This window comes from Actinoplanes sp. NPDC019969 (assembly GCF_055562375.1).
In genome coordinates this window covers 447,147-473,987 of sequence record NZ_JBVHFK010000004.1, presented here as the reverse complement: position 1 = coordinate 473,987, position 26,841 = coordinate 447,147, and the positions used below count along the sequence as shown (strand labels likewise).

18 protein-coding genes are annotated in these 26,841 nt (G+C 71.4%); 11 read left to right on the top strand and 7 right to left on the bottom strand.

The window, feature by feature from the left end:
- Positions 1-21 precede the first annotated feature (21 nt).
- On the top strand, positions 22-1,830 hold the full coding sequence (locus tag ACZ3II_RS15565; protein ID WP_465518309.1) for an NAD-binding protein: 1,809 nt from the start codon (positions 22-24) through the stop codon (positions 1,828-1,830).
- Positions 1,827-2,321 carry a hypothetical protein gene (locus tag ACZ3II_RS15560; protein WP_465518308.1) on the top strand — a complete coding sequence of 165 codons (495 nt, stop codon included), beginning with the start codon at positions 1,827-1,829 and terminating at the stop codon, positions 2,319-2,321. Before ACZ3II_RS15565 ends, ACZ3II_RS15560 begins: the two co-directional genes overlap by 4 nt.
- On the opposite strand, the gene ACZ3II_RS15555 is transcribed toward ACZ3II_RS15560, so the two are convergent.
- Positions 2,258-3,250 carry an SCO2521 family protein gene (locus tag ACZ3II_RS15555; RefSeq protein WP_465518307.1) on the bottom strand — a complete coding sequence of 331 codons (993 nt, stop codon included), beginning with the start codon at positions 3,248-3,250 and terminating at the stop codon, positions 2,258-2,260. The genes ACZ3II_RS15560 and ACZ3II_RS15555 overlap by 64 nt on opposite strands.
- Before the next feature lie 225 nt (positions 3,251-3,475).
- On the opposite strand from ACZ3II_RS15555, the gene ACZ3II_RS15550 reads away from it, so the two are divergent.
- Together ACZ3II_RS15550 and ACZ3II_RS15545 are read left to right on the top strand one after the other, a co-directional pair.
- Entirely contained in the window at positions 3,476-4,450 is a 975-nt protein-coding gene (locus ACZ3II_RS15550) for an FAD-dependent oxidoreductase (protein WP_465518306.1), read from the top strand.
- 88 nt (positions 4,451-4,538) lie between these two features.
- Entirely contained in the window at positions 4,539-8,756 is a 4,218-nt protein-coding gene (locus ACZ3II_RS15545) for a HEAT repeat domain-containing protein (RefSeq protein WP_465518305.1), read from the top strand.
- A 31-nt stretch (positions 8,757-8,787) separates the two neighbouring features.
- On the opposite strand, the gene ACZ3II_RS15540 is transcribed toward ACZ3II_RS15545, so the two are convergent.
- The 4 genes from ACZ3II_RS15540 to ACZ3II_RS15525 all read right to left on the bottom strand — a co-directional run bounded on the left by ACZ3II_RS15540 (position 8,788) and on the right by ACZ3II_RS15525 (position 14,163).
- On the bottom strand, positions 8,788-9,750 hold the full coding sequence (locus tag ACZ3II_RS15540; protein WP_465518304.1) for an SCO2522 family protein: 963 nt from the start codon (positions 9,748-9,750) through the stop codon (positions 8,788-8,790).
- Positions 9,747-10,691, bottom strand: coding sequence for an SCO2523 family variant P-loop protein (locus ACZ3II_RS15535; RefSeq protein WP_465518303.1), 945 nt, complete (start codon positions 10,689-10,691; stop codon positions 9,747-9,749). The genes ACZ3II_RS15540 and ACZ3II_RS15535 overlap by 4 nt, the downstream gene beginning before the upstream one ends.
- Positions 10,692-12,599 carry an SCO2524 family protein gene (locus ACZ3II_RS15530; RefSeq protein ID WP_465518411.1) on the bottom strand — a complete coding sequence of 636 codons (1,908 nt, stop codon included), beginning with the start codon at positions 12,597-12,599 and terminating at the stop codon, positions 10,692-10,694. It abuts the gene before it with no gap.
- 355 nt (positions 12,600-12,954) lie between these two features.
- Positions 12,955-14,163 (bottom strand): DUF349 domain-containing protein, encoded by a 1,209-nt coding sequence (locus tag ACZ3II_RS15525; RefSeq protein ID WP_465518302.1) that lies wholly within the window; start codon positions 14,161-14,163, stop codon positions 12,955-12,957.
- 180 nt (positions 14,164-14,343) lie between these two features.
- Here ACZ3II_RS15525 and miaA point away from each other — a divergent pair, with 180 nt between their 5' ends.
- A complete protein-coding gene (miaA, locus tag ACZ3II_RS15520) occupies positions 14,344-15,249 on the top strand; it encodes a tRNA (adenosine(37)-N6)-dimethylallyltransferase MiaA (protein WP_465518301.1) in 906 nt (301 codons plus the stop codon).
- Positions 15,250-15,256: 7 nt separating this feature from the next.
- Positions 15,257-16,102, top strand: coding sequence for a diaminopimelate epimerase (gene dapF, locus ACZ3II_RS15515; protein ID WP_465518300.1), 846 nt, complete (start codon positions 15,257-15,259; stop codon positions 16,100-16,102).
- Positions 16,103-16,143: 41 nt separating this feature from the next.
- Here dapF and ACZ3II_RS15510 read toward each other — a convergent pair whose 3' ends face one another.
- The gene (locus ACZ3II_RS15510) at positions 16,144-17,604 is read right to left on the bottom strand and encodes an NAD-dependent malic enzyme (protein ID WP_465518299.1); all 1,461 of its coding nucleotides are present in this window, start codon (positions 17,602-17,604) and stop codon (positions 16,144-16,146) included.
- A gap of 105 nt (positions 17,605-17,709) precedes the next feature.
- On the opposite strand from ACZ3II_RS15510, the gene hflX reads away from it, so the two are divergent.
- Both hflX and ACZ3II_RS15500 read left to right on the top strand, forming a co-directional pair.
- A complete protein-coding gene (gene hflX, locus ACZ3II_RS15505) occupies positions 17,710-19,170 on the top strand; it encodes a GTPase HflX (RefSeq protein WP_465518298.1) in 1,461 nt (486 codons plus the stop codon).
- Positions 19,171-19,320: 150 nt separating this feature from the next.
- Positions 19,321-21,192 (top strand): hypothetical protein, encoded by a 1,872-nt coding sequence (locus ACZ3II_RS15500; protein ID WP_465518297.1) that lies wholly within the window; start codon positions 19,321-19,323, stop codon positions 21,190-21,192.
- A 56-nt stretch (positions 21,193-21,248) separates the two neighbouring features.
- Here the strand turns inward: ACZ3II_RS15500 and lexA are convergent, their stop codons facing one another.
- Positions 21,249-22,025: a transcriptional repressor LexA gene (gene lexA / locus ACZ3II_RS15495; RefSeq protein ID WP_465518296.1), complete on the bottom strand. Its 777-nt coding sequence runs from the start codon at positions 22,023-22,025 to the stop codon at positions 21,249-21,251.
- A 249-nt stretch (positions 22,026-22,274) separates the two neighbouring features.
- Between lexA and ACZ3II_RS15490 the strand changes: the two genes are divergently transcribed.
- The 3 genes from ACZ3II_RS15490 (at position 22,275) to ACZ3II_RS15480 (ending at position 26,251) form a co-directional block, all read left to right on the top strand.
- Positions 22,275-22,412: a hypothetical protein gene (locus ACZ3II_RS15490; RefSeq protein ID WP_465518295.1), complete on the top strand. Its 138-nt coding sequence runs from the start codon at positions 22,275-22,277 to the stop codon at positions 22,410-22,412.
- A 350-nt stretch (positions 22,413-22,762) separates the two neighbouring features.
- Positions 22,763-23,281 carry a transcriptional regulator NrdR gene (gene nrdR / locus ACZ3II_RS15485; protein ID WP_043528858.1) on the top strand — a complete coding sequence of 173 codons (519 nt, stop codon included), beginning with the start codon at positions 22,763-22,765 and terminating at the stop codon, positions 23,279-23,281.
- A 60-nt stretch (positions 23,282-23,341) separates the two neighbouring features.
- The gene (locus tag ACZ3II_RS15480) at positions 23,342-26,251 is read left to right on the top strand and encodes a vitamin B12-dependent ribonucleotide reductase (RefSeq protein WP_465518294.1); all 2,910 of its coding nucleotides are present in this window, start codon (positions 23,342-23,344) and stop codon (positions 26,249-26,251) included.
- Positions 26,252-26,841: the final 590 nt, after the last annotated feature.

Genomic DNA, 26,841 nt, shown 5'->3' with positions numbered 1-26,841 from the left:
GAGGTGTGCCATCGTGGATCGATGGCCACCTTTCCCCGCGCGCCGCTGTCCCTGCGCGACGATTCGGGTCAGCCCGCGGTCACCGTCACGCGGGCCCTGTTCGCGCTGGCCGGCGTGCTGGCGCTGGTGCTGGGCGTGATCGGCCTGGATCAATACCTGGCGGCTCAGGGCGTCACCGACCGGGATCCGCTGAACCTGCTCTACGGCACGCTGCAGCTCTTCGTCCTCGGCTCGGATCCGCTGGAGGGCGGCACCGAGTTCCCGCCCGCCCTGCAGGTGGCCCGGTTCGTCGCGCCGATCGTCACGCTGTACGCGTTCGCCGAGGCCGCCCGCCTCCTGCTGGCCGCGGAGATGCGCCGGCTGCGGGCCCGCCGGTCGCGCGGGCACGTGGTGGTCTGCGGCGACTCGTCGGTCGCCCGGACCCTGGCGCACCGGCTGCACGTGCGCGGCGAGCGGGTGGTGGTGGTCCGCGGCCGGCCGATCGGCCCGCTGGAGCTGCGCCGCCGTGGTCTGCTCGGGGTGAACGGCGACGCCCGCGACCCGGACGTGCTGCGCGGCGCCGGTGTCCCGCGCGCCGCCCTGCTCTACGCGTGCGCGGATACCAGCGCGGCCAATCTGGAGATCGCCGCGGCGGCCGCCCGGATGGCGCTGCCCCGCAACGACATCGGGATCTACGCGCAGATCCACGAGGCGGACTGGGCGCTGACCCTGCAGGCCCGGCGGCTCGGTGTGCCGTACGTGCCGGGTCAGCGGCTGGACTTCTTCCACCTGGACCAGCTGGCCGTGCACGTCCTGCTGGACCAGCAGCCGCTGCCGGACCGGCCCGGCCGGGTGCCCCGGATCCTGGTCACCGGCGACTCCTCGCTGGTGCAGTCGCTGATCGTGGAGATCGCCCGGCACTGGCGGCTGCGGCGGTCCACGCCGGAGCAGCGGGTCGCCGTCGACCTGGTCTCCCGGGACGCGACCCGGCTGCGGGACCGGCTCGTCCGCCGGCACGCGGTGGTGCTCGACGGCTGCCGGGTGAACGCCTACGAGACCGACGTGACCGCTCTGCTCGACGATCCCGGCCGGGCCGGTTACGACCGGGCGTTCCTGTGCTTCGACGACGACCGGGAGGGCCTGGAGCTGGCGTTGCGCGAGCACCGGCTGTGGGGCCGGGTCTCCGGCGACATCGTCGTGGTGGTGGACGCGCTCGCCTCGATCACCGAGGCGTTCAGCCGCCACCAGCGCGAACAGCCCCTGCTGGACCCGATCGACGGCCGGGTGAAGCTGTTCTCGGCGGTCGCGGCCGGCTGCGATCCGGAGCTGATCGCCGAGGATCTGTCCGAGCGGCTGGGCCGGCTGATCCACGAGCGGTTCGTCGACGACTGCCTGCGCCGCGGCGCCGAGCTGGGCAGCGCTCCCGCCCTGCGGCCGTGGTCCGAGCTGAGCGGGGAGCTGCGCCGCTCGAACCGCCTGCAGGCCGGCGACTTCGGGACGAAACTCCACATGGCCGGGTGCGCCGTCGTCCCCGCCGACGGCGCGGACGACGACTTCTCCTTCACCGAGGCGGAAGTGGAGATGCTGGCCCGGCGCGAGCAGGAGCGGTGGTCGGCGTCGGCGCGCGGCGACGGCTGGGTGCACGGCCCGGAGCGTGACGCGGTACGCCGTGAGTCCCCCGATCTGGTCCCCTGGGAGGAACTCGGGCCGGAGGGACGTGCCAAATGTCGCGCCGCGGTGCTGGAGATTCCGCAGATCCTGCGGGACGCCGGGTTCCGGGTGGTACGCCTGACGGACACTGGAGGGAGCCGGGCGATGAACCCGGCAGGACGACGGCGGGAGCCTCTGTGACGACGATCGGCATCACCGGCCACATCCGGCTGCGGCCGCCCACTCCGCGGCTGGTTCGCGCGGAGCTGATCCGCCTGCTCGCCGCGCATCCACGCCCGCACGGCGTCACCTGCCTGGCCGAGGGGTCCGACCGGCTGTTCGCCGAGGCGATCCAGGCTTGCGGCGGCACGTTCGACGTGGTCCTGCCGGTGCCCGCGGACCTGCCCGATCCGGAGTCCGATCCGTCGTTGCGTGCTCTGCTCGCCGCCGCCCGTGACATCACCCGGGTGACCGAGCCGGGCCCGCCCGAGGCTTCCTACGAGGCTGCCAGCAGCCTGGTGGTGGAGCGCTGTGACCTGCTGATCGCCGTCTGGGACGGCACGTCCGCCGGGGTGCGCGGCGGCACCGCGGAGACGGTGGCCTGGGCCCGTGCCCTGGGCCGGCCGGTTCAGGTGGTCTGGCCGGCCGGCGCCCGGCGCGGCGCGACGGTGGCGCCCGTCCCGGTCGGCTGATCCCCGCAGCCGCCCGCCGAGCGCAGCATCGTCAGCGCGCTCATGGTGAGCTGGTCGCGGACCCGCGTCACGGACGCCTCCCACTGCCGGGAGAAACCCGGCCGGTGCTCCAGTGCCTGCCACACCGGCGCCAGGTGGTCGGCGACGCGGGCGGCGGGCATCCAGAGGTGCAGCAGGTGGTCCACCGCGGGCTGCAGGCGCGCGATCTTCTGGGCCCGGCTGCGATGGCTGGTCAGGGTGGTGTCGAGCAGGCTCACCAGGGTGGTCAGGAGCCAGTCGTGCAGCGCCAGGTCCTCGCAGAGCGCGACCACCGAGGCCAGGTCGTCACCGGGGGTGGTGATGTGCAGGGTGCGGAACTCGTCGGAGTCCATGGTGTAGGTGCCGGACATCTCGCTCTGGTCCAGCTCGGCCACCCAGCGCAGCCGGACCCGCGGGGCGCGGACGGCGGGCCGGTGGTCCAGCAGCGACGAGCGCTGCACGGTGTCCAGCATCCGGCCGGCGACCGCGCCGACGTCCAGTGCCGGGCTGCCCTCGGCCGGGTTGAGCACGCCCTCGACCAGGGCGGGCTGGCGGAACCGGCCGATCGTCTCGATCCGCCCCGGGTTCGCGAGATAGTGCGACCAGGCCAGGCGGCGGGTGGTCGAGGAGGCGGTGACCCGGGCGTACGACGAGCCCTGGGCGACGTGCCCGCCGACGATGGTGGCGTGCGAGACGACGGTGCCGACGGCGCGGGTGCGGCTGCCGGACAGCGTCGGCAGGGGACAGTCGACGCCGTGCAGCTGGTCGGGGGAGAGGGCGTAGGCGATCGGGCGGTCGGACAGCCGGACCCGTTCGCCCATCACGAGGTCGAGGATCTCGGCGGTGCGTTCCCGGGACAGCGGTGTCGAGTGCTGCAGGAGTCCGGTCTGGACTTCCCCGAAGGCCAACATGATTCCTCCGCGAACGGCGATGGTACGCCGGGGCAGGCGGCCGTCGGTTCCATCCTGACGGTCCGGGACCCGGCGGGGCAAACGCGGAGCAGACGAGGACCCGGTCGGGCGCGATTCCGCGGAAGGGAGCATAAGCGCTGGCCATCGCAGGCGGTGGGAGGGTCAGCCGGTGGGGCGAAATTTGGGCAGTACCCGCGCGGCGGAGTAACCATCTAATGTCATGGAGTGACCTATACGAACGTCGATGCCATCGTGGTCGGCGCCGGCGTCTGTGGCCTCACCACCGCACTGTGTCTGGCGTGGCGCGGCGTGCAGGTGACCGTCGTCGCCCGTGACTTCCCACCGGCCACCAGCTCGTGTGCGGCCGGCGCCATGTGGGGGCCGTTCATGGTCAGCCACGCCGACGCGGAACGGTGGGCCCGGGAGTCCCTGGCGGTCTTCCGGGAGCTGGCCGCCGACCCGGCGTCCGGGGTCACGATGGTGCGCGGGATCGAGGCCGCCCGCGAGGAGATCCGCCCGCACTCCTGGCTGCGTCACACCGGCGATCTGGAGGTCTGCGCGATGCCGCAGCTCCCGGACGGGTTCCGGTCCGGCTGGCGGTACACCACGGCGGCCACCGACATGCCGGTGTACTCGCGCTATCTGCTGGAGCGCCTGCGGGACGCCGGCGGCCGGATCGAGCGGACCGCGATCCGGTCGCTGCGGGATCTGTACGGCCGGGCCCGGGTGATCGTGAACTGCAGCGGCGGCGGCGCCCGCACCCTGGCGGCCGACGACGGGGTCCGCCCGATGCGCGGCCGGATCGTGGTGGTCGAGAACCCCGGCATCAAGGAGTTCTTCGCCGAGTACGGCGAGGCCCCGGACCTCACCTACTTCATCCCGCACGGCGACCAGGTGGTGCTGGGCAGCACCCTGGAGCCGCCGGGGGAGCCGCAGCGCCCGGTCCACGAGGTGGTCGACGGCATCATCGCCCGGTGCGCGGTGATCAAACCGGACCTGGCCGGCGCCCGGGTGCTCGAGTCCCGCGCCGGGTACCGGCCGATGCGCCGCCGGATCCGGGTGGAACCGGCCGTCGTGGACGGTCAGCTGGTGATCCACAACTACGGGCACGGCGGTGGCGGGGTGACCGTCTCCTGGGGATGCGCTCACGAGGTCACGGCGCTGCTGGAGGAGCACGCCGTGTGGTCCAGGGTGGCATGACGGGCGCATCGACGGCCGTGACGGTCCCCGAAGCTGGCGCAGGCGGCATACGCTGGACTCGCGTGTGCTCCGCCGAGGGGGGAAGCGGTTGACCAGAGCGTACATCTCCGCCACGTTCGAGGATCTCCGGGAATGCCGGGCCGCGGTCCAGTCCGCCCTGTCGCAGCTGGAGATGAACTATCGGACGATGGAGGTGTACGTCGCCGAGGGCCGCGCCCCGCTGGAGCGCTGCCTGGAGGACGTCGCCGGGTGCGACCTCTACATCGGCATCTTCGCCTGGCGATACGGCTACCGCCCGCCCGGCCACACCAAGTCGATCACCCACCTGGAGTACGAGCACGCCGTCCACCTCGGCAAGCACTGCCTGATCTTCCTGCTCGACGAGGAGGCGCTGTGGCCGGTGAAATACGTGGACCGGGGCGCCGACGCGGCCGCCGTGGCCGACCTGCGCAAGACCGTCGCCCGTGATCACCTGTGCAGCTTCTTCACCAACGACGAGAATCTGGCCCTCCAGGTCGTCGCCGCCGTCACCCGGTACCTCTCGCACACCGTGCCGGAGCCGGCGCTGCCACCCGGCCCGGTGCCCGGCGAGGGTCTCAGCGACTCCTCCCGCGAGCGCTACTTCGAACGGCTCCGCCAGCAGTACGGCGACCTCGACCTGGACGCCCTCTCCGAGAACCAGCCCGACGGGTACGCCCGCGCCCAGCTCTCCTCGGTCTTCGTGGAGCCGTACGTCCGTGCCGAGCAGCCGCCGGAGCTGCCCCGCCCGCTGCGGCACGAGCTGGACGCCACGGTCCGGGGCCGGGCGCCCCTGGCCGAGGACCCGGAGGTGGCCGACCTGGTGCGCTTCTACACGGCCTACCAGAACCGGCCCCTGCAGCTGGTCCTGGACGTGCTGCCCGGCCCGGAGCAGCAGCGGTTCGTGTTGCTCGGCGAGCCCGGCTCGGGCAAGTCGGCGGTGGTCCGCTACCTCGCGCTCGCGCTGACCTGGGAGCGCCCCGACGACCGGCTCCGGCATCTCGCCGGGCACCTGCCGATCCTCGTCGAGGTGCGGCTCTACGCGGCGGCGTACACCTCCGGCGAATGCCGCACCTTCCCGGACTACCTGGCCCGCCGCGCCGACACCGACGGTTACCAGCAGGAGCCGGACTCGCTGCGCAACCACCTGAGCCGCAACGAGCCGGCCGTGGTGATCTTCGACGGGCTGGACGAGATCCTCGACGCGCGGGTCCGTGACGACATCGCCGGCCAGATCGCCGCGTTCGCCGGGACCTTCCCCCGGGCCCGGATCATCGTCACCTCCCGCCTCGCCGAATACCAGCGCCGCATCCTCAGCGGCGCCGGTTTCGCCCACTACACGCTGCAGGACTTCGACTCCCGGCACACCTCGGAGTTCCTGGACCGCTGGTTCCGCCTGGCCCAGCCGGACCGGCCGATCGAGGCGGCCCGCCGCCGGGACCTGGTCGGCGCCGCGATCCGGCAGTCCCGCGAGCTGACCGAGCTGGCCGGCAACCCGATGCTGCTGAGCATCCTGGCCATCATCGGCCAGCACCGGATGCTGCCGAAACACCGCTGGCAGCTCTACAACCAGGCGGCCAACGCGCTGGTCGAGCGGTGGGACAACATCCGGCACCTGGACGACCGGGCGCCCGGCGCGGCGTTCGTGGACGCCGAGGACAAGCGGGAGGTGCTGCGCCAGCTCGCCTACGCGATGCAGTTCGGGCTGGACGGGCTGAGCGCCGGTTACGTCGGCCGGGAGCAGCTGAAACGACGGCTCGCCGACTATCTGGAGGATCACTACAACCTGCGGACCATCGCCGCTGTCGAGGCCGCCGTCGTGGTGATCGGCCAGCTCCGCGAGCGCAGCTTCATCCTCAGCCGGTACACCGACGGCGGGTACGGCTTCGTGCACCGCACCTTCCTGGAGTTCTTCTGCGCCTGGGCGATCGTCCGCAAGGTGCAGCACACCAGCGAGTGGTCGTTCGAGCGGGTGATCCAGCTCTTCCAGGAGCGCTGGCACGACCCGGCGTGGCGGGAGGTGCTGCGGCTGGTGGCCGGCGAGCTGCACGCCCCGCTGGCAGCCGACCTGGTCCGGTTCCTGGTCACCGGCGCCTACCCGGAGTGGCCGTCGCGGACCGCCGCCGAGGACCCGCCCCCGCCGCCGTGGAACGTCGCGCTCGCCGTGCAGTGCCTGGCCGTGATCCGCCCGCTGAGCCAGACCGGCCGGGTCGTGGAGCTGACCCTCCAGCACGTCATCAAGGTGATCGACTACTGTGGCCGCGCCCAGGACCCGGCGGCGATCGCCCTGCTCGGTGAGGAGATCCTGCCCGCGGTCGAGGCGATCGGCCCGCAGTGGCCGGCCCGGCAGGCCCGGACCTACCTCACGTGGTACGCCGAGTACGGCTGCCGTCTGGTGGTGAACCCCGCGGCGTCGTACGCGGCCCGGGTGGCCGCCATGATGGCGGGCCAGGAGGACCGCATCGACGAGGTGCTCACCGACCTGATGGACACCGCCGACGACGTCCGGGTGGTGTGCGCGGCGCTGGCCGGCCTGGGCGAGCTGGTCCGCCGCTCCTCCCGCGGGGAGTACCGGATCGACGTCACCCTGGCGAAACGCCGCCTGATCGAGACGGCGAGCGGTGACCGGGCCGATCCCCGCGCGGTGGTCCGGCTGGCCGCGGCCCGGGCGCTCGGCGCCGTCGCCGGCACCGACCCGGAGATCCACGCGGTTCTGCTGCAGATGGTGCTGAAGGAGAGCTTCGCCGACGCCCGGCTGGCCGCGGTGCAGGCCCTCGGCGATCGTTTCCACGCCGACCGGGAGACCGACGAGGTGCTGCTCGGGTTGCTCCACGAGACCAGGCACGCCGCGGTCCGGGTGGCCGCGGTCCAGGTCCTCACCCGGGACCGGCAGATCCGCACCCCGGTGGAGAGCGCGCTGCTCACCGCCGTCCGGGAGGACGACGACGCCGAGGTGGTCGAGCTTGCGGCCCGGGCCCTGCTGCCCCGCCGGGCGGTCGCCGAGCAGGTGCGCCGGGTGCTGGCCGAGCGGCTCGGCGACGACCCGGCGGGCGGGGTGCGCCGGGCCGCGGTCCGCCTGCTCGGGCAGTTCGGGCACGAGCCGGAGCTGGTCGACCGGGTTCGGCACGACCCGGACGGCGCGGTGGTCCGGGAGGCCGCCGGGGTGCTCGGCGCCCGCCCCGACGGGCCGTACGCCCGGCTCTGCGGCGCCCTGGTGGACCGGCTGGAGAGCGAGGCCGACGAGGTGGTCCGGCTGGTCGTCGTGCGGATGCTCGACGAGGTGTGCCGCACCGACCGGCGTACCGATCAGGTCCTCGCCGTGGCCGCCCAGCACGACACCGCCCCGTCGGTGCGCCTGGCCGCCGCCGAGGCGCTCAGCGGCCGTTCGCCCGGTGACCGGGCGCGCGCGGTGTTCGGCCACATCGTCACGCACGACTCGTCCGCGCAGGTCCGGCTGGTCGCCGTGCAGGCGCTCAGCCGGGACCGGGACCTGGCCGCCACGGCGATCCTGGCCCGGGTCCCGATGGTGGACACCGACATGCGGGTCCGGGCCGCCGCGACCCGTGGCCTGGCCGGCCGCGATCTCGACGAGACGGTCGGCCAGCGGCTGGTCGAGCTTACCGCGGCCCGGCACCACCCGCAGATCCGGCTGGCCGCGGTGGAGGCGCTCGAGGAGAGCCGGCCCCGCGGGATCGACCTGGCCGCCGTCTTCCAGGACCGCACCACCACCGACACCGTGGGGGAGGTGTTCGCCGCCGCCGCGGTGGCCGCGCTCGCGCATTCCGGTGGCGCGGCGGAGCTGTGGCCGATCATCGCCGCGCGGGCCGCCGACGACCCCAATCCGCAGGTCCGGTCGGCGGCGGTGGCGCTGCTCGCCTCGGCCGCCGGGTTCGCCGGGGCGCAGGAGATCATCCGGGACCGGTTGCGCCGCGACGGCGAGACCGAGGTGGTGGTCGCGGCCGCCCAGGCGGGTCTGGCGCTGGGCATGGAGGAGGTGCCGCGCCTGCTCATCCCGCGGCTGGACGACGCGGACGCCCCGCTGCGGTGCACGATCATCCGGCTGCTCGCCGCCCGGCTGGCCGCCGACGAGGAGGGCCGGTCCGCGGTGCTGCGGCAGGCGCGGACGGAGAACCGGGAGGTGCGCCGGGCGGCGGTGGAGGCGCTCACCGTGGTGGCCGACCTGCCGGAGGTCCGCGAGGTGCTGGCCGAGCGGATCAACGACGCCGACCATTTCGTACGGGCCACCGCCAAGCGTCTGCTCGGCGGGCGTCCGGGAGACCCGGCCTGAGCCCGGCCCCCGGCGGGCCCAGGGTGGTGGGTCAGTCGCTGATGAAGAGGTACTCGGTGCGTTCCAGGATGTCCTTGGGCAGGTCGATGCCCTCGGCCCGGCTCCGGGTGAGCACCTGGTTCATCACCTTCTCGGCGATCGGCACCTGGCCGAGGACGACCCGGGTGGCCACCTCGGTCTCGATGAACCGGCTGCCCATGATGGAGAAGGTGCGGTACGCGGTGAACGGGGTGGCCCGCTCGTTGACCTGGATCACGGCGGGCAGCTCGGACCAGTCGGCGGGCAGGGTGGCCGGCATCCGGACCGGCTCGATGACCTGACGGTCCTTGTGGCGCAGCACGCCGAGCCGCAGCAGCTGCCAGACCGCCGCGAGGTAGGCGCAGGACCAGATGTTGTCCTCGTCCCACAGCTCCACGTCGACGAAGATCGAGTGCCGGTTCACCGCGTTCTGCAGGGCGGGCCGCCAGCGGTTGGCGGACATCGCCAGCGGGCTCTCCAGGACCGACGAGTTCTGCCCGTTGGAGAGCCATCCGGTCTCCATGAGCGGTGGGCGGCTGCCGTTGGCCCCGGGGATCGGCTCGGCGACCAGCTGGTCGCGGACCAGCCGGGCCAGATCGATGTCGCCGGCCTTGGCGCAGGCCGACTCCCGGGCCAGGTAGTCGATGGCCAGCCCGTTCTCGGCGGCGGACTCGAGAACCATCTCGATCAGGTCGGCCGGGGTGCCGAGCTGGCTGAAGTAGTCGTCGATCAGGAAGCAGGTGGAGATCCGCGGGCGGCTCTTGCCGTGCCGGTCGGCGCCGATGTCCCGGGCCGCGCCGACCCAGCGGGCGACCCGTTTGAAGTACGCGTCGAGGTGCTTGCGCCCGAGCGCGAAGTCCTCCATGTAGAGGTGGCCCACCTCCAGCGACAGGTGGGAGAAGGGGACCGACTGGGGAGCATCCCCGGCGCTCTTCTCACGGAAGGTGACCAACGGCTGGGCTGTGATCGTCGTCATAGTGTCTCCCAGGCCTTCTGCTCCACGATGCGGCCGGCCAGATCGTTGAAGGCGTCACGCGTCTTCGGGTTCGCGATGCCGTCCGCCACCTCGCTGTCCGTAATCAACTGCTCCTGCCATTGCAGCATGGGATCGAGGGGCACGGAGCCCAACAGGCGACTGCGCCCGACGTGGTGATCGCCGGCCAGCTTGTTCAGCCGCTCGTTGCTGTCGTGCAGCCAGATGCCCTGCTTGGCGCTCAGCCCCCGCTGGGTCTCGGTCGCCGGATCGATGATGGCGGTCCGCACGAAACGCAGATTGTCCATGAACTCCTCGGGGTCGTGGCCGAACTTCTCGGCGCTCTCCCGAAGGCCCCGCGGCCCGGCGACCAGGTTGCCGGCGGCCACCACGTGCTGCCGGGTCCAGCGGTGGAAGACCAGCCACCGGCTGGTGACGTTGCGCATGGCCGGCGCCGCGGTCACCCGCAGGGCCAGCTCGACCGCCAGGTTGCGGCCCGCGCTGAGGTCCACCAGGCAGAGGCTGAACTCGGCGTTCAGCTTGAGGAACAGGTCGAGGCACTGGTCCACCAGAGCCTGCCGCTTGACGCTGACCGCGTCGCCGCCCACGTCGACGAAGTCGCCGCCGCCGACGTCGCCGGGGAGCAGGATCAGACGCCCCGCGCCGGGCGGGCGGTGCCGGACGGCCGGCCGGTCGGTCTCCGACCAGATGTCGATCTTGGCGGGTTGGTAGACGGTCCGCTGCAGGTAGCTGTGCATGCCGGTGCCGTCGGTGATGCCGTTCTCGGCGCGTTCGATGCCGAAGATCGCGCCGGCCGTCGGCGACCCGAAGTCGAAGTCGAGGTAGCAGACGTCATTGCCCTGCAGGGCGCTCCGGTACAGCAGGTTGCTGCTGGTCACCGAGCGTCCGGTGCCGCCCTTGTCGGACGCGGCGAAGATGAACATCTAGAACCCCGTGCCGTCCGTCCGGCGGACCGCGTCGAGTCCGTCGAGGTCGTGGAGGATGCTGGTGGCGAGGGCCCCGGCGGAACCCGGGCGGATCGCGATGATCCTGCGCGCCCGCTCTAATCTGCTCCGGATGTTGGTCAAGGCGTCCTTCACTTTGGGGCTGGCTTCCGTGGAACCCCGCATGAGCTCCATGTCGAACAGGTGCTCCGCCTCGTAGAGCAGGTCGTAACTGCGGATCACCAGACGATCGTTGACGAGCGGCTCCCGGCTGAGCAGGTTCGCGGTGCTGACCAGTCCCTGCACCACACGCTCGGTGTAGTACCAGGAGGGCTCCTTGTGGTCGGTGAGCCCCTCGAAGACGTGGGACGGCTGATCCCAGAGGTTGAGGTGGGCGGGCCCGCTCAGGCGCCGCCGCACCAGGTGATCCCAGATCCGGTCGGCGAGCCGGGTCAGGATGGCGCGCTGCTCCACATCGGTGAGCAGGCCGGCGATCACGATCGCGCGCTGCAGCAGCAGCGAGGCGAACTCGGTGACCAGCCAGACCGGCTGGACCTCGTCCTCGTCCACCGCGGCGTCCGGTAGGCCCTGGTCCCGCTCGAGCGGGACCAGCAGGCCGGGGGCGTGCAGCCGGATCCCGGAGTCGCCCTCCCGGGACTGCCGGGTCACCCGGCCCTCGTTGGCCAGGTCGGCGAGGACCGTGCCGATCCGGGCGAGCAGGTTGTCCGCGCCCCGGCGGCGTTCCAGGTCCTTGACCACGATGGAGGTCACCAGAAGGGTGTAGTACTCGCTGCGCAGCCGGTCGGTGGTCTGCCAGGGCGGGTCCTCCAACGGCCACACCTGCCCGTCGCCGAAGGTGGCGACGGTCGACCAGTAGCTGAGGGTCAGGTCCCAGCGCAGCTGCAGGGCACGGGACAGCCGCTGCTGCTCCTCGTTGAGCAGGCCCAGCACACGGGTCCGCTCGGAGAAGAGGTCGGCGATGGCGTCGACAGCGACCACGGTGAAGTACAGGTACGGCTTGTTCTCGGCGATGCCGGGGGGCTGCGCGCCGATCTCGTCGTAGGTCTCCTGGCCGACGTCGTCGGGCGCCGCCGGGTCCGGCTTCTTCTGCTCCAGCGTGACCTCGGGGGCGTCCCGCACGATGCTCCAGGACCAGCCGCACTCGAAGAGGCGGTTGCCGCTCTCCAGCTCCTTGGTCTGCCCCGACCCGATGAGCACCTCGCCGAACGACGCGATGGTCTCCTGGAGGGCGTCCCGGAACCGCCGGACCACCGTCTTGGTCGGCTCGCCGGTGCGGTTCAGTGTGCGGAGCAGGACCTGGCCCGGGTCGTCCTCGGGCTCGAAGACGTGGGTGGAGAAGCTGCGCAACAGTCCGACCATGGCGGCGGTGAGCCGGGCGCTGGCCAGCCGCTCCAGCCGCCGCAGCTCGCGCCGGCGCTCCTCGCGGGCGACCGCCTGCCGGAAGATCCGGACGAAACCGATGGTGGCCAGGGACAGGGTCACCGAGATGGCGTACGAGTCGACGATGTCGCGGTTGCGCTGCTCCTCGGTGAGGATCTCGCCGTCGCTCAGGGTGGTGTAGTAGCTGCCGCCGGAGAACACCGGCCGCCCGGTGTCCGGCTCGCAGTACCGGGAGAAGTACTGCGTGGCGACCCGGACCAGCTCCATCGGGATGGTCTTCTCGTCGCCCAGCGGCCGCAGCGCCTCCAGCATGCTCTCCACCGTGGTGTCCGGCCGGTCCAGGCCGAAACTGGGGATCTGGGTGGCGGGCAGCAGCACGCACAGCAACTGCTCCGCGTCACTGATCGAGTTCGACCCGTCCCGGCCGCCCCAGTGCCACTCGCCGTCCCGCCAGCACGAACGGGCCGTCGCTCGCCAGATCTCGAGCAGATGCTCGCGCGGTTCCATCCTCACCGGTGCGCACCACCATCTCCGCTGACAACAGGGCAAAACCGAAGGCCGGCCGCAGAGCTGAGGCGGCAACTCCCCGCGGTCGGCGCTGATGGCCGACAAACCGGCCGACGAACCCATGATGGCGCATCAGTCAAGCAAACGACCGAACGGGCACGACCGGATCGCGTGATGCACAGAATGAGACAGAGCCGTGATTTGGTCTCAAGATCATGTACTGATGGTGAATACCTGCCACTATCCGCAAAACGGACCAGATCTATGGCAAAGGGATTTCACCGGTACGGCGTACCCCCGGAAACGCCGAAGGCGGCGGCCCGCCGGGCCACCGCCTTCGTGTCGTGAACTCGCGTCAGTTGGCCTGCTCGGCCAAGGCGAGGAACTGCTTCTTCGAGGCGAGCGCCTGCTCGGCCTCCTTGATCCGCCGGGCGTCGCCGGCCGCCTTGGCCCGCTCCAGCCGCTGCTCGGCCTCGGCCACCTGCTCCCGCATCTGGCGCAGCAGCGGGTTGTCCTGCGGGCTGGTCTTGCGCCACGCCGAGTCCATCGCGACCCGGATCCGCTCCTCGGCGGCCCGCCAGCGGCGGTCCAGCGAGGCGGCGGCCTCCCGCGGCACCCGGCCGGCCTCGTGCCACGCGGCCTGCGCGTCCCGCAGCTTGTTCTGCGCGGCGCGCGCGTCCGCGTCCACGTCGACGGCCTCGAGCTCGGCCAGGATGGCCTGCTTCTTCTCCAGGTTGCCCTGGTACTCCGCGTCACGGGCGGAGAAGACCTCGCTGCGCCGGGTGAAGAACGCGTCCTGAGCGGCCCGGAAGCGTTCCCAGAGACGCTGCTCGGCCTCCTTGGCGGCGCGCGGCGCCGCCTTCCACTCGGTCATCAGGTCCTTGAGCCGGTTGGCAGTGCTCGACCACTCGGTCGACCCGGCCAGCGCCTCCGCCTCCTTGACCAGCTCCTCCTTGGCGGTCTGCGCCTGCTTGCGCTGGCCGTCGAGGGTGGCGAAGTGGGCGCCGCGGCGGCGGGTGAAACCGTCCCGGGCGGCGGCGAAACGCTTCCACAGCTCGCCGTCGGTCTTCTTGTCGACGCCGCGGATCGTCTTCCACTCGTCGAGGATCTCCTTGAGACGGTCGCCTGCCGTCTTCCACCCGGTGGCCTCGGCGGCGATCGTCTCCGCCTCCTCGACCAGGGCGGTCTTGCGGGCGAGCGCCTCGGTGCGGGCGACCTCGCGGGCCGCGCGGGCCTCGCCGGCCTTCTCCTCGGCCAGGGCGGCCAGTTTCTCCAGCCGGGTGCCGAGACCGTCGATGTCGCCGACCACGTGCGCCTCGTCCAGCGTCGTGCGCAGCCGCTTGACGCTGGTCAGCGAGTGGGCCGCGTCCGCCGCGCCCGACTTGAGGCGAGCCTCGACGAGGTCGACCTCGGTCACCAGGTCCTCGAATCGCCGGGCGAAGTGGGCCAGGCCCTCCTCGGGGGTGCCGGCCTGCCACGAGCCGACCACCCGGTCGCCCTCGGCGGTCTTCACGTACACGGTGCCGTCGGCATCCACGCGCCCGAAGGCCGTCCAGTCGTTCATGAGCTCATCCTCGTTCTTCCCGGCGTCACGGCCCGGCGTCGGGCCCGCGGCAACCGCCATAGCGCAGTCTGAATGCCAATCTCCACCGGCATTCTTTCTCGCGCATTGTCACAGGTCCAACCCGGTCAGGGGAAAGCTCCCGCTGACGACCGTGACGAAACGGTGTCCTACGGTTGGCCGGTGTCGTACCGGACAGGTCAGCGAGTCGTCACCGTCGTCGGCCCGACGGCGGCCGGCAAGTCCGCGCTGAGCATCGCGCTCGCCCAGGAGCTGGGCGGAGAGGTCGTCAACGCCGACTCCATGCAGCTCTATCGGGGCATGGACATCGGGACCGCCAAACTGACCCCGGCCGAGCGCGAGGGGATCCCGCACCATCTGCTCGACATCTGGGACGTCACCGAGCCCGCCGCGGTCGCCGAGTACCAGCGGCTGGCCCGCGCGGCCATCGACGGCATCCTCGCCCGGGGCCGGGTGCCGCTGCTGGTCGGCGGGTCCGGGCTGTACGTCCGGGCGGTCCTGGAGGACTTCGAGTTCCCCGGCACCGACCCGGCGATCCGTGCCCGGCTGGAGGAGGAGCTCGCCGTGGCCGGCCCGGCGGTCCTGCACACCAGGCTGCGCGACCGCGACCCGGACGCCGCCGAACGGATCCTGCCGTCCAACGGCCGCCGGATCGTCCGGGCGCTGGAGGTCATCGAGCTGACCGGGCAGCCGTTCACCGCGAGCCTGCCGGACCCGCGGCCGGTCTACCCGTCGGTGCAGATCGGCGTGGACCGGGAGACCGCCGCGCTGGACGAGCGGATCGGGCTGCGGGTCGACCTGATGTGGGCGGCCGGCCTGCTCGACGAGGTCCGGGGCCTGGACGGCCTGCGCGAGGGCCGGACCGCCGGCCGGGCGCTCGGCTACCAGCAGGCGCTGGCCCAGATCGACGGCCTGCTCACCGAGGAACAGGCGAAGGCGGACACCGTCCAGGGCACCCGCCGGTTCGTCCGCCGCCAGCGCTCGTGGTTCCGCCGCGACCCCTCGATCACCTGGCTGGACGGGGCGGACCCGAAGCTCGTGGCGGACGCTCTCGCGCTTGCGCGATGATTACCGGATGCGTTTCACCAAGGGTCATGGAACCGGCAACGACTTCGTCATCGTCGCGGATCCCGACGGCGAGCTGGAGCTGACGCCCGGCCTCGTCGCGGCGCTCTGCGACCGTCGCACGGGCATCGGCGGCGACGGCGTGATCCGGGTGGTGCGCAGCGCGAAACAGCCGGAGGCGGCCGGGCACGCCGGCGAGGCCGAGTGGTTCATGGACTACCGCAACAGCGACGGCTCGATCGCCGAGATGTGCGGCAACGGGCTGCGGGTCTTCGTCCGCTACCTGCTCACCCACGGCCTCGCCACGCCGGGCCCGGCGGGCCTGCCGGTGGCGACCCGGGCGGGCGTGCTGCGGACCGAGATCGGTGACGGCACGATCCGCACCCGGTTGACCACCCCGCGGGTGTACGCCGGAAGCACCGCCACCATCGGATCCCTGACCGTCCCCGGCGTCGCCGTCGACTGCGGGAACCCGCACCTGGTCTGCGGCCTGCACGACGGGGTCACGCTGGCCGCCCTCGACCTGACCCGGGCGCCGCTGCACGACCCCGCGGTCTTCCCGGCCGGGGTCAACGTCGAGTTCGTCGAGCCCGCCGAGCCGCTGCCCGGGGTCGACCGGCACGTCCGGATGCGGGTGCACGAGCGCGGCTCGGGCGAGACGCAGTCGTGCGGCACCGGCGCGCTGGCGGTCGGCGCGGTCACGTTGCGCGACGCCGGCCTGACCACCGGCTCCGTGGCGGTGGATGTGCTCGGCGGCCGGCTCGTGGTGACCTGCGCGGCCGACGGCTCCTGGTGGCTGGAGGGGCCGGCGGTGCTGGTCGCCGACGGCGACGTCGACCCCGCGGCGGTTCTCTGAGAAACGGGGGTACGGGCGTTCACCCGTACCCCCGCAAGCTCTTAGAAGGTCGTCTCCGGGGCCTGCTCCAGCTCGCTCTCCGGAACGGCGGCCGGGTTGGCCGGCGCCGGCGCCCCCTTGACCACCGCCCGGATCGCCGCCGCCACCGCCGGGGTCACCCGCGCGTCGAAGACACTCGGGATGATCACCGTCGGGTTGAGCTTGTCCTCACCGACCACGTCGGCGATCGCGCGGGCCGCGGCCAGGGCCATCTCCTCGGTGAACTCCTCGGCGCTGACGTCCAGCATGCCGCGGAAGACGCCGGGGAAGGCCAGCACGTTGTTGATCTGGTTGGGCTGGTCGGAGCGGCCGGTGGCGACCACCGCGGCGTGCTTGCGGGCCTCCCGCGGGTCCACCTCCGGGTCCGGGTTGGCCATCGCGAACACGATCGACTTCTCCGCCATCTTCGCGATGTCGTCGCCGGTCAGCAGGTTCGGCGCGGAGACGCCGATGAAGACGTCCGCGCCCACGATCGCGCCCGGCAGGTCACCGGAGTAGTTGTCCTTGTTGGTGTGGTCGGCCAGCCACTGCATCGACTCGTTGAGGTCGGGCATCCCGCGGTGCAGCGCGCCCTTCCGGTCGTACGCGATGATGTCGCCCACGCCCTGCCGCATCAGCAGCTTCATGATCGCCGTCCCGGCCGCGCCCGCGCCGGAGACCACCACCTTGACGTCCTGCATCCGCTTGCCGACCACCCGCAGCGCGTTGGTCAGCGCCGCCAGCACACAGATCGCGGTGCCGTGCTGGTCGTCGTGGAAGACCGGGATGTCCAGCAGCTCGCGCAGCCGCGCCTCGATCTCGAAGCACCGCGGCGCCGCGATGTCCTCCAGGTTGATGCCGCCGTAGGCCGGCGCGATCGCCTTCACGATCGCCACGATCTCGTCGGTGTCCTGCGTGTCCAGCACCACCGGCCAGGCGTCCACCCCGCCGAACCGCTTGAACAGCGCGGCCTTGCCCTCCATCACCGGCATCGCGGCGGCCGGGCCGATGTTGCCCAGGCCGAGCACCGCCGAGCCGTCGCTGACCACGGCGACCGTGTTGCGCTTGATGGTCAGGCGCCGGGCGTCCGCCGGGTTCTCCGCGATCGCCATGCAGACCCGGGCAACCCCGGGGGTGTACGCCCGGGACAGCTCGTCCCGGTTACGCAGCGCGACCTTCGACGACACCTCGATCTTGCCGCCCAGGTGCAGCAGGAAGGTCCGGTCGGAGACCTTGCGGACATCCACCCCGTCCTGGTCCTCGAGCTGCTTGACGACCTGGTCGGCGTGCGCGGCGTCGGCGGTGTCGCAGGTGAGGTCGACGATCACGTGGGTGGGGTCGGAGTCCACCACGTCCAGTGCCGTCACGATCGCGCCGGCCTCACCGACGCACGTGGTGAGCCTGCCGATGGACGAGGCGTCCGCGGTAACGGCTATACGGATCGTGATCGAGAATCCTGCGCTCGGCAGGCGGGTGGTCACCACGGGTTTCCCTCCGACGTTGGTGGGGTGAGCAGAAGGAATTGTCGCTCGCCCGGAATGTTCGATCCCTTCGCGGTGGTTACCCATGAGTTAGGCCCGCTTATCTGGATGCAACCGCCCGCACGACGTGCCACGATCGTGCGGAGGAGGTCACTTTTGCGAAACACGTACCAGACACCCGTCCTTGACGAGCCGGATCCCACGACCGGAGATCTGGAGCTCGAGGAGCGGCACTCGCTCAGGCGGGTGGCCGGTCTTTCCACCGAGCTGACCGACGTCACCGAGGTCGAGTACCGCCAGCTGCGACTTGAACGAGTCGTGCTGGTCGGAGTGTGGACCGAAGGAAGTGTGGAAGATGCTGACAATTCCCTGACCGAGCTGGCGGCGCTCGCCGAGACCGCCGGATCCCAGGTGCTGGAGGGACTCATCCAGCGCCGCAAGCAGCCCGACGCGGCCACCTTCATCGGCCGCGGCAAGGTCGACGAGCTGCGCGACGTGGTCATCATGACCGGCGCGGACACGGTCATCTGCGACGGCGAGCTGTCGCCGTCCCAGCTGCGCAACCTGGAGCAGCAGGTCAAGGTCAAGGTGGTCGACCGGACCGCCCTGATCCTCGACATCTTCGCCCAGCACGCCAAGAGCCGTGAGGGCAAGGCCCAGGTCGAGCTGGCCCAGCTGCAATACCTTCTGCCGCGACTGCGCGGCTGGGGCGAGTCGCTGTCCCGGCAGGGCGGTGGCGCCGGTGGCGGTTCGGGCGGCGGTGGCGTCGGCACGCGTGGTCCCGGTGAGACCAAGCTGGAGACCGACCGCCGGCGGATCAACACCCGCATCGCGAAACTGCGGCGCGAGATCAAGGCCATGAAGACGGTCCGGGAGACCAAGCGCTCCCGCCGCGTCGCCAACGGGATCCCGGCCGTGGCCATCGCCGGTTACACCAACGCCGGCAAGTCGAGCCTGCTCAACCGCCTGACCCAGGCGGGTGTGCTGGTGGAGAACGCGCTGTTCGCCACCCTCGACCCGACCACCCGGCGCACCGCCGCGGAGGACGGGCGGGAGTTCACCCTCTCCGACACCGTCGGTTTCGTCCGGCACCTGCCGCACCAGATCGTCGAGGCGTTCCGCTCGACCCTGGAGGAGGTGGCCCAGTCGGACCTGGTGGTGCACGTCGTCGACGGCGCCCACCCGGACCCGGAGGGTCAGGTCAGCGCGGTCCGCGAGGTGCTCGGCGAGGTCGGCGCCGACCGGCTGCCCGAGCTGCTGGTGATCAACAAGATGGACGCGGCCGACGAGGAGACCGTCCTCCGGCTGAAGCGGACCTGGCCGGACGCGGTCTTCGTGTCCGCCCGGTCCGGGGCCGGCATCGCCGAGCTGCACAAGGCGATCGCCGACCGGCTGCCGCGTCCCGCGGTCGAGCTGCGGGTCCTGATCCCGTACGACCGGGGTGACCTGGTCGCCCGGATCCACCGGTCCGGACAGGTGCTGCAGTCCCGGCATCTGGACGACGGCACCGAGCTGACGGTGCGTGTCGACGAGCAGTTCGCCGCGGAGCTGTCCGGCTTCCGGGCCTGATCCGCAACCGCTGCCGAAAAGGCCGCGTCCGGCCCCCTATGGGCTGGTCGCGGCCTTTCTCTATGGTTGGTGTGATCTACGGCGTGCCCAGCCCCGTGCTTTGATCCACACGTGATACCGGCACGGGACGTTGCGTGCGACACTGTGCGGATGCGGCGTCTCGTGTTTCCGACCATCGTGGCCATCGGTCTGGTATTGGTCGGCTCCTCCAGCGCGTCGGCTGACGACCCGACACCAGCGCCGACGGTGAGCGCGAAGGCGACGCCCGGCAAGAAGCTGTGCAAGATCGCCGACCCGGATCTGTCCGAGGTCTCCGGCCTGGTCGCGACCCGGACCGGCTTCGTCGTCGTCAACGACGGCAAGGAGGACAACAGCGGGGCGCGGGTCTACTTCCTGGACCGGCAGTGCAACGTCACCAAGAAGGTCAAGTTCGCCTCCGACCCGCGCGACCCGGAGGACATCGTCCTCTCGCCGGACGGCAAGACCCTGTGGATCGCCGACACCGGCGACAACAACGTCCGCAGCTCGCCGCCGAACCCGCGGCCGTCGGTCGTGCTCTGGAGCCTGCCGCTGGACGCCAAGGCGGACACCGAGGCGGTGCTCCACCGGCTGACCTATCCCAAGGGCGATTACCACGACGCCGAGGCGCTGATCTTCGACGGTGACGGCGTTCCGCTCATCGTGACGAAGGAGGTCGGCGGCCCGACCGGGATCTACAAGCCCACCGCCGCGCTGAAGAAGAACAACGAGACCGGTGTGCCGCTGAAGCGGGTCGGCGCGATCACCCTGCGGGCCACCGAGACGGCCGGTCATGCGTACGCGCGTCTCGGCAACAAGACGGTCACCGGCGGCGCGGTCACCCAGGGCCTGACCAAGGTGGTGCTGCGCACCTACACCGACGCGCTGGAGTGGGACGTCAGCGGCGGTGACGTGCTCGGCGCGCTGGCCAAGGAGCCGCGCACCACCGGCCTGCCCAACGAGACCCTCGGCGAGGCGATCGCCTACAGCCCCGACGGCAAGCTCTTCTACACCGTCTCCGACATGAGCGGTGTGACGAAGGAGGCCAACCACATCCGGGAGTACACGCCGGCCACCACGGTCGCGAAGATCTCGGAGAAGCAGGGCAACGGCGACACCGGCAGCGCGTGGTACCTCGACACCGACAACCTGGCCTACGCGATCGGCGGGGTCGGCGTGTTCGGCCTGATCCTGGTGGCCGCCGGCGTCTTCGGCATCGTGCGGTTCCGGCGGTCGCCGGCGGCGCTGGCCACGGACGACGGCGACGCCGCGCCCGGTGGGCTGAACGTGGACGATCCGGAGACCGAGCTGATCGGGGTCGGTGGGGCGCCGCAGCGGGGCGCCTCCTACGGCGCCGGGCGGCCGGGCGGTGGCGGCCCGGTCTACGGGGCGCAGTCCGGTCCGGGGCCGGGTGGACAGCAGCGTGGCAACGGCCCGGTCTACGCGGCGGGTGGCGGCAAGCCGGGCGCTCCCGGTGGCCCCGGCGGCCCTGGCGCGGGTAAGCCGGCTGCTCCCGGCGGTCCTGGGGCGGGCAGGCCCGCTGGTCCCGGTGGCGGCAAATCCGGTGGGCAGTACGGCAGGCCGTCCGGCCCGCAGCAGCCCGCACGGGGTCCGCAGCAGCCCGCACGAGGCCCGCAACAGCAGCCGCCGCGTGGCCCGCAGCAGGCTCCGCGCAATCCGCAGCAGCCACCGCGGGGTCCGCAGCCGCAGCCGGGCCGAGGTGGTCAGCAGGGCCCGCCGCCGGGCCGGGGCGGTCAGCAGGGTCCCCCGCCGGGTCGTGGCCCGCAGCAGCCCGCGCGTGGCCCGCAGCAGCAGCCCCGTAACCCGCAGCAGCCGCCGCGGGGTCCGCAGCAGCAGCCGGGCCGGGGTGGCCAGCAGGGCCCGCCGCCCGGTCGCGGCCCGCAGCAGGGCGGCGGGGTCTACGGCGGCCAGCAGCCGCCGTCCGGCCGTGGCCCGCAGCAGGGTGGCGGCGTCTACGGCGGAGGGCCGTCGGGCCGCCAGTGACATCCGGGTGAGGCCGGTTCCGCTTCGGCGGAACCGGCCTTTCTCGTCGCGGGACCTCAGACCCGGCGCAGCACCGCCACCACGCGGCCCATGATCGTCGCGTCGTCGCCGGGGATCGGGTCGAAGGCCGGGTTCGCCGGCATCAGCCAGACGTGCCCGTCCCGCTGGCGGTAGCTCTTCACGGTGGCCTCACCGTCGATCATCGCGGCCACGATGTCACCGGCCTCCGCGTTCGGCTGCTGGCGCACGACCACCCAGTCGCCGTTGCAGATCGCGGCGTCGATCATCGAGTCGCCCTTGACCTCGAGCATGAACACCTCGCCCTCGCCGACCAGCTCGCGCGGCAGCGGGAAGAAGTCCTCGACGGCCTGCTCGGCGAGGATCGGGCCACCGGCCGCGATCCGCCCGACCAGCGGCACGTAGGCGGGCTGCGGCCGGGCGGCCCGCATGTTCTCGTCGTCGACCAGCTCGCCGGGCGCACGGACGTCCACGGCCCGCGGGCGGTTCGGGTCACGGCGCAGGTAGCCCTTGGCCTCCAGGGCCTTCAACTGGTACGCCACGCTGGAGGGGGAGACCAGGCCAACCGCCTCGCCGATCTCGCGCACGCTCGGCGGGTAGCCGTAGCGCTCCACCCAGTCCCGGATGAACTCGAGAATGCGCCGCTGCCGCGCCGTCAGGTCGGCGGCGACCACCTCGGGCAGGTGGCTGACCGGTGTCACGGCTCGTAACTGGGGTGCGTCGGTGCCGCGCGAACGGCCCGTCGTGCGGCGCCGGGCGGCTTCGGGCTTCCTGGTCTGATGCTGCTGTCGGCTCGTCCGGTCGTCGGTCGACACGTCCGCCCTCCCTGTCGGCCAGTGCCTCCTCGGCACGTGGTGCGTCGCGGAGCCGGACGGCGCCGTGGGGATGGCGAACGTCCGGCTGACCCCTCTTGACGGAAAACCTAGTGTGCAGGTCCGACATATTCAAACATCTGTACGAGATTTCCCCGGCGTGTCGCTCCCAGAAGCTCGACTTCCGTACCTGTGTTCTGATAGACCGTCGTACGGGCGTACTATCGAACGCGTGTCCGAAAGGGGTCTGTCATGACGGTCAGTGGTGCGCGACACGCCGAGCCGCCGTTGCGCCTCACCCGCCGTGGTCGCACGGTTCTGTTCGGTCTCTTCCTGGCCGTGGCGGCGGCGGCCAGTGTGATCCTCTTCGCGAGCGCCTCGCACGTCTGACCGGCCCTGTTCCGGTCCTGCCGGGTTGATCTCCGTCGGGTGCTCCGCCCGATTCCCCGGCGCGTCGAGATGCCGATCCGGCCGCGCCGCGTGATCGTGTCATCACCTCGGGTGGTGAGGTGAGAAATACGGCGCGTCGGCATGCCGGTGAACTTGCGTCGGCGTCCGCCGGGGCCTAGCGTCTACCCCAACATCTAGTGGTTACACGGATGTAAGTCGTCCACAGGTTGGGTTTCCTTCTCCCTGGTTATCCACACGTCATCCACAGCGCAGCCCGTTGTTTCGGCAATGGTCGCGCTGCGTTTTGCCGTGCCCGGATTCCGTCGAGCAAGGCCCGCAAGGGGGTTTTCGTGCGCTGCCCGTACTGTCGCCATGCCGATTCGCGCGTGGTCGACTCGCGAGAGGCCGACGACGGTCAGCTGATCCGTCGCCGCCGCTCGTGCCCCGAGTGCGGCAAGCGCTTCACCACCGTCGAGGAGGCTGTTCTCGCGGTCGTGAAGCGCAGCGGCGTGACCGAGCCGTTCAGCCGGACAAAGATCATGAGCGGTGTCCGCAAAGCCTGCCAGGGCCGGCCGGTCGACGAGGACTCCATCGCCCTGCTCGCGCAGCGGGTCGAGGAGGCCGTCCGGGCCCGCGGCGCCGCCGAGATCCCCAGCCACGAGGTCGGCCTGGCCATCCTCACGCCGTTGCGTGAGCTGGACCAGGTGGCTTACCTCCGTTTCGCCAGCGTGTACAAGTCGTTCGACTCTCTCGACGAATTCGAGAAGGAGATCGCCGCGCTGCGCGATGCCGGCCCCGTCCGGGAAACCGGGACGCGACACGCCGTCGCGCCACGGTCCGGGGGACGCGCACCCAAGCTCAACGGCTAAGCCGGGAGCACTTCCTACCGACACACCTGTAGCGGTACCTACGAGGGGGAGCACATCCATATGGCCGGAGACGGCATCACTGCAGGTCGCCAGCGCAGCCGGACCAACGGTGGCAACGGCGCGGCGGCCGGGGGGCTGCGAGTGGAGCGGGTCTGGACGACCGAGGGCGTTCACCCGTACGACGAGGTCGAGTGGGAACGCCGCGACGTCGTCATGACCAACTGGCGCGACGGCTCGATCAACTTCGAGCAGCGCGGTGTGGAGTACCCCGCGTTCTGGAGTGTGAACGCGGCGAACATCGTCACCACCAAGTACTTCCGCGGCGCGGTCGGCACGCCGGAGCGGGAGTGGTCGCTCAAGCAGCTCATCGACCGGGTCGTCACGACGTACCGCAAGGCGGGCGAGGAGTATGGCTACTTCGCCACCTCCACCGACGCCGAGATCTTCGACCACGAACTGACCTGGATGCTGCTGCACCAGGTGTTCAGCTTCAACTCGCCGGTCTGGTTCAACGTCGGCACCAAGTCGCCGCAGCAGGTCAGCGCCTGCTTCATCCTCTCCGTGGACGACTCGATGGACTCGATCCTCGAGTGGTACAAGGAGGAGGGCCTGATCTTCAAGGGTGGCTCCGGCTCCGGCGTCAACCTGTCCCGCATCCGCTCCTCCAAGGAGCTGCTGTCCTCCGGCGGCACCGCCAGCGGCCCGGTCAGCTTCATGCGCGGCGCCGACGCCAGCGCCGGCACCATCAAGTCCGGCGGCGCCACCCGGCGCGCGGCCAAGATGGTCATCATCGACGTGGACCACCCCGACGTCGAGGAGTTCGTCTGGACCAAGGCGCGCGAGGAGAACAAGATCCGCGCGCTGCGGGACGCCGGCTTCGACATGGACCTGGGCGGCGCCGACATCGTCAGCGTGCAGTACCAGAACGCCAACAACTCGGTACGCGTCAGCGACGAGTTCATGCGCGCCGTCGAGGAGGGCACCCCGTTCGGCCTCCGTGGCCGGCTGGACGGCGAGGTCATCGAGACCATCGACGCCCGCAAGCTGTTCCGTGACATCGCCCAGGCCGCCTGGGAGTGCGCCGACCCCGGCCTGCAGTACGACGACACCATCAACGACTGGCACACCAACCCCGAGACCGGCCGGATCACCGCGTCCAACCCGTGCTCGGAGTACATGTCGCTGGACGACTCGTCCTGCAACCTGGCCTCGCTGAACCTGATGAAGTTCCTCAAGGCCGACGGCGGCTTCGAGGTGGAGAAGTTCGTCAAGAGCGTCGAGTTCATCATCACCGCGATGGACGTCTCGATCTGCTTCGCGGACTTCCCGACCGAGAAGATCGGGGTCACCACCCGCGCCTACCGCCAGCTCGGCATCGGGTACGCGAACCTCGGCGCCCTGCTGATGGCGTCCGGCCTGCCCTACGACTCCGAGGGTGGCCGGAGCGTCGCCGCGGCGATCACCTCGCTGATGACCGGTACGGCGTACCGGCGCTCCGCCGAGCTCGCCGGTGTCGTCGGCGCCTACGACGGCTACGCCCGTAACGCCGAGGGCCACCAGCGCGTCATGCGCAAGCACGCCGCCGCGAACGACGAGCTGCGCCCGCAGGGCCCGGTCGCCACCGAGATCGTCCGCGAGGCGACCCGCCAGTGGCAGAACGGCAACAAGCTCGGCGCCAAGAACGGCTGGCGCAACGCGCAGGCCTCGGTGCTCGCGCCGACCGGCACCATCGGCCTGATGATGGACTGCGACACCACCGGCATCGAGCCCGACCTGGCCCTGGTCAAGTTCAAGAAGCTGGTCGGCGGCGGCTCCATGCAGATCGTCAACCAGACCGTCCCGCGGGCGCTGCGCAGCATCGGCTACCCCGAGGAGCAGGTCGAGGCGATCGTCGAGCACATCGCCGAGCACGGCAACGTCGTCGACGCCCCCGGCCTCAAGCCGGAGCACTACGCGATCTTCGACTGCGCCATGGGCGACCGGGTCATCGCCCCGATCGGCCACGTCCGGATGATGGCCGCGGTGCAGCCGTTCATCTCCGGCGCCATCTCCAAGACGGTCAACATGCCGGAGACGGCGACCGTCGAGGAGATCGAGGACATCCACTTCCAGGGCTGGAAGCTGGGCCTCAAGGCGCTGGCGATCTACCGCGACAACTGCAAGGTGGGCCAGCCGCTGTCGGCCGCCAAGAAGAAGCCGGCCGTGGTCGAGGAGACCAAGGCGGTCGAGACGGTCGTCGAGAAGGTCGTGGAGAAGGTGGTCGAGTACCGCCCGGTCCGCAAGCGGCTGCCGAAGAAGCGCTCGTCCGAGACGGTGTCGTTCTCGGTCGCCGGCGCCAAGGGCTACCTCACCGCCTCGTCGTACCCCGACGACGGCCTCGGCGAGGTCTTCCTCAAGATGTCGAAGCAGGGCTCGACGCTGGCCGGTGTGATGGACGCCTTCTCGGTGGCCATCTCGATAGGCCTCCAGTACGGCGTCCCGCTGGAGACGTACGTCGGCAAGTTCACCAACATGCGCTTCGAGCCGGCCGGTATGACCGACGACCCGGACGTGCGCATGGCGTCCTCGGTGATGGACTACATCTTCCGTCGCCTGGCGCTGGACTTCCTGCCCTACGAGACCCGCTCCGAACTGGGCATCTTCACCGCCAAGGAGCGTCTGGCACAGGCGCAGGCCGAGGCAGCCGCCGAGGCCGCCGCGGTGGACCTGGCCGGCATGGCCGCGTCCGCCCCGGTGTCCCCGGCCGGTTCGGCGAGCGTCACGGTGGCCGAGGTGAAGGCCTCGACCGGCGCCGCGGCGCCCACGGAGAAGGAGTCCCCGGTCACCGCGGGTTCCTCCACCGAACTGCTGGAGATCGTCACCGGCCACGCGGCCGACGCGCCGCTCTGCTTCACCTGCGGCACGAAGATGCGCCGCGCCGGCAGCTGCTACGTCTGCGAGGGCTGCGGCTCCACCTCCGGCTGCAGCTGAACCCGTCTCCGGTGAGCAACTCTTGAGAGCAATCACCGGTTGACCCAGCTCCACGGCAGATGCCTCCCACCCGATCGCGGTGGGAGGCATCTGCCGTCTCCTCCTCGAACGCCGGATGCCCGATGATCACCGTCGCGGAGGCCCGCCGTACGTCGATGCCCTGCTCGGCGAGCCGAGGGCGGTCCTCCTCCAGGACGACGAGGTAGTTCATCGCCTGCGCTACCGCTCTGTGCACCTCGTTGGTCGGCACCCGCTTCAACTCGACGACGTGCACTGTGCCGTCCCGCGTACGAGAGGGCGTCTTCCAGCCGCTCGGCAGCATCCTGATCATTCTCGGCCCGGGCCGCGGCGTGGGCCTGACGCAGTAGATCGGTGAGCGTCCTGCCTCCCCGACAGGGACTGCGGTCGCCCATGTGCCGTTGAGCGTCCTGGACGAGATTGCGGAGATGATCGGAAAGGCCGTACTCGACGATCTTCTCGAGCAGCAGGCGCAGCGTGAAGTCGGATCGGACGCGCGAGCGAGATGCGGGCATGCCGCGGAGCGTCGCACGAGGGTACGACACGGCCGTCCGGTGTGGACTCCCGCGCCG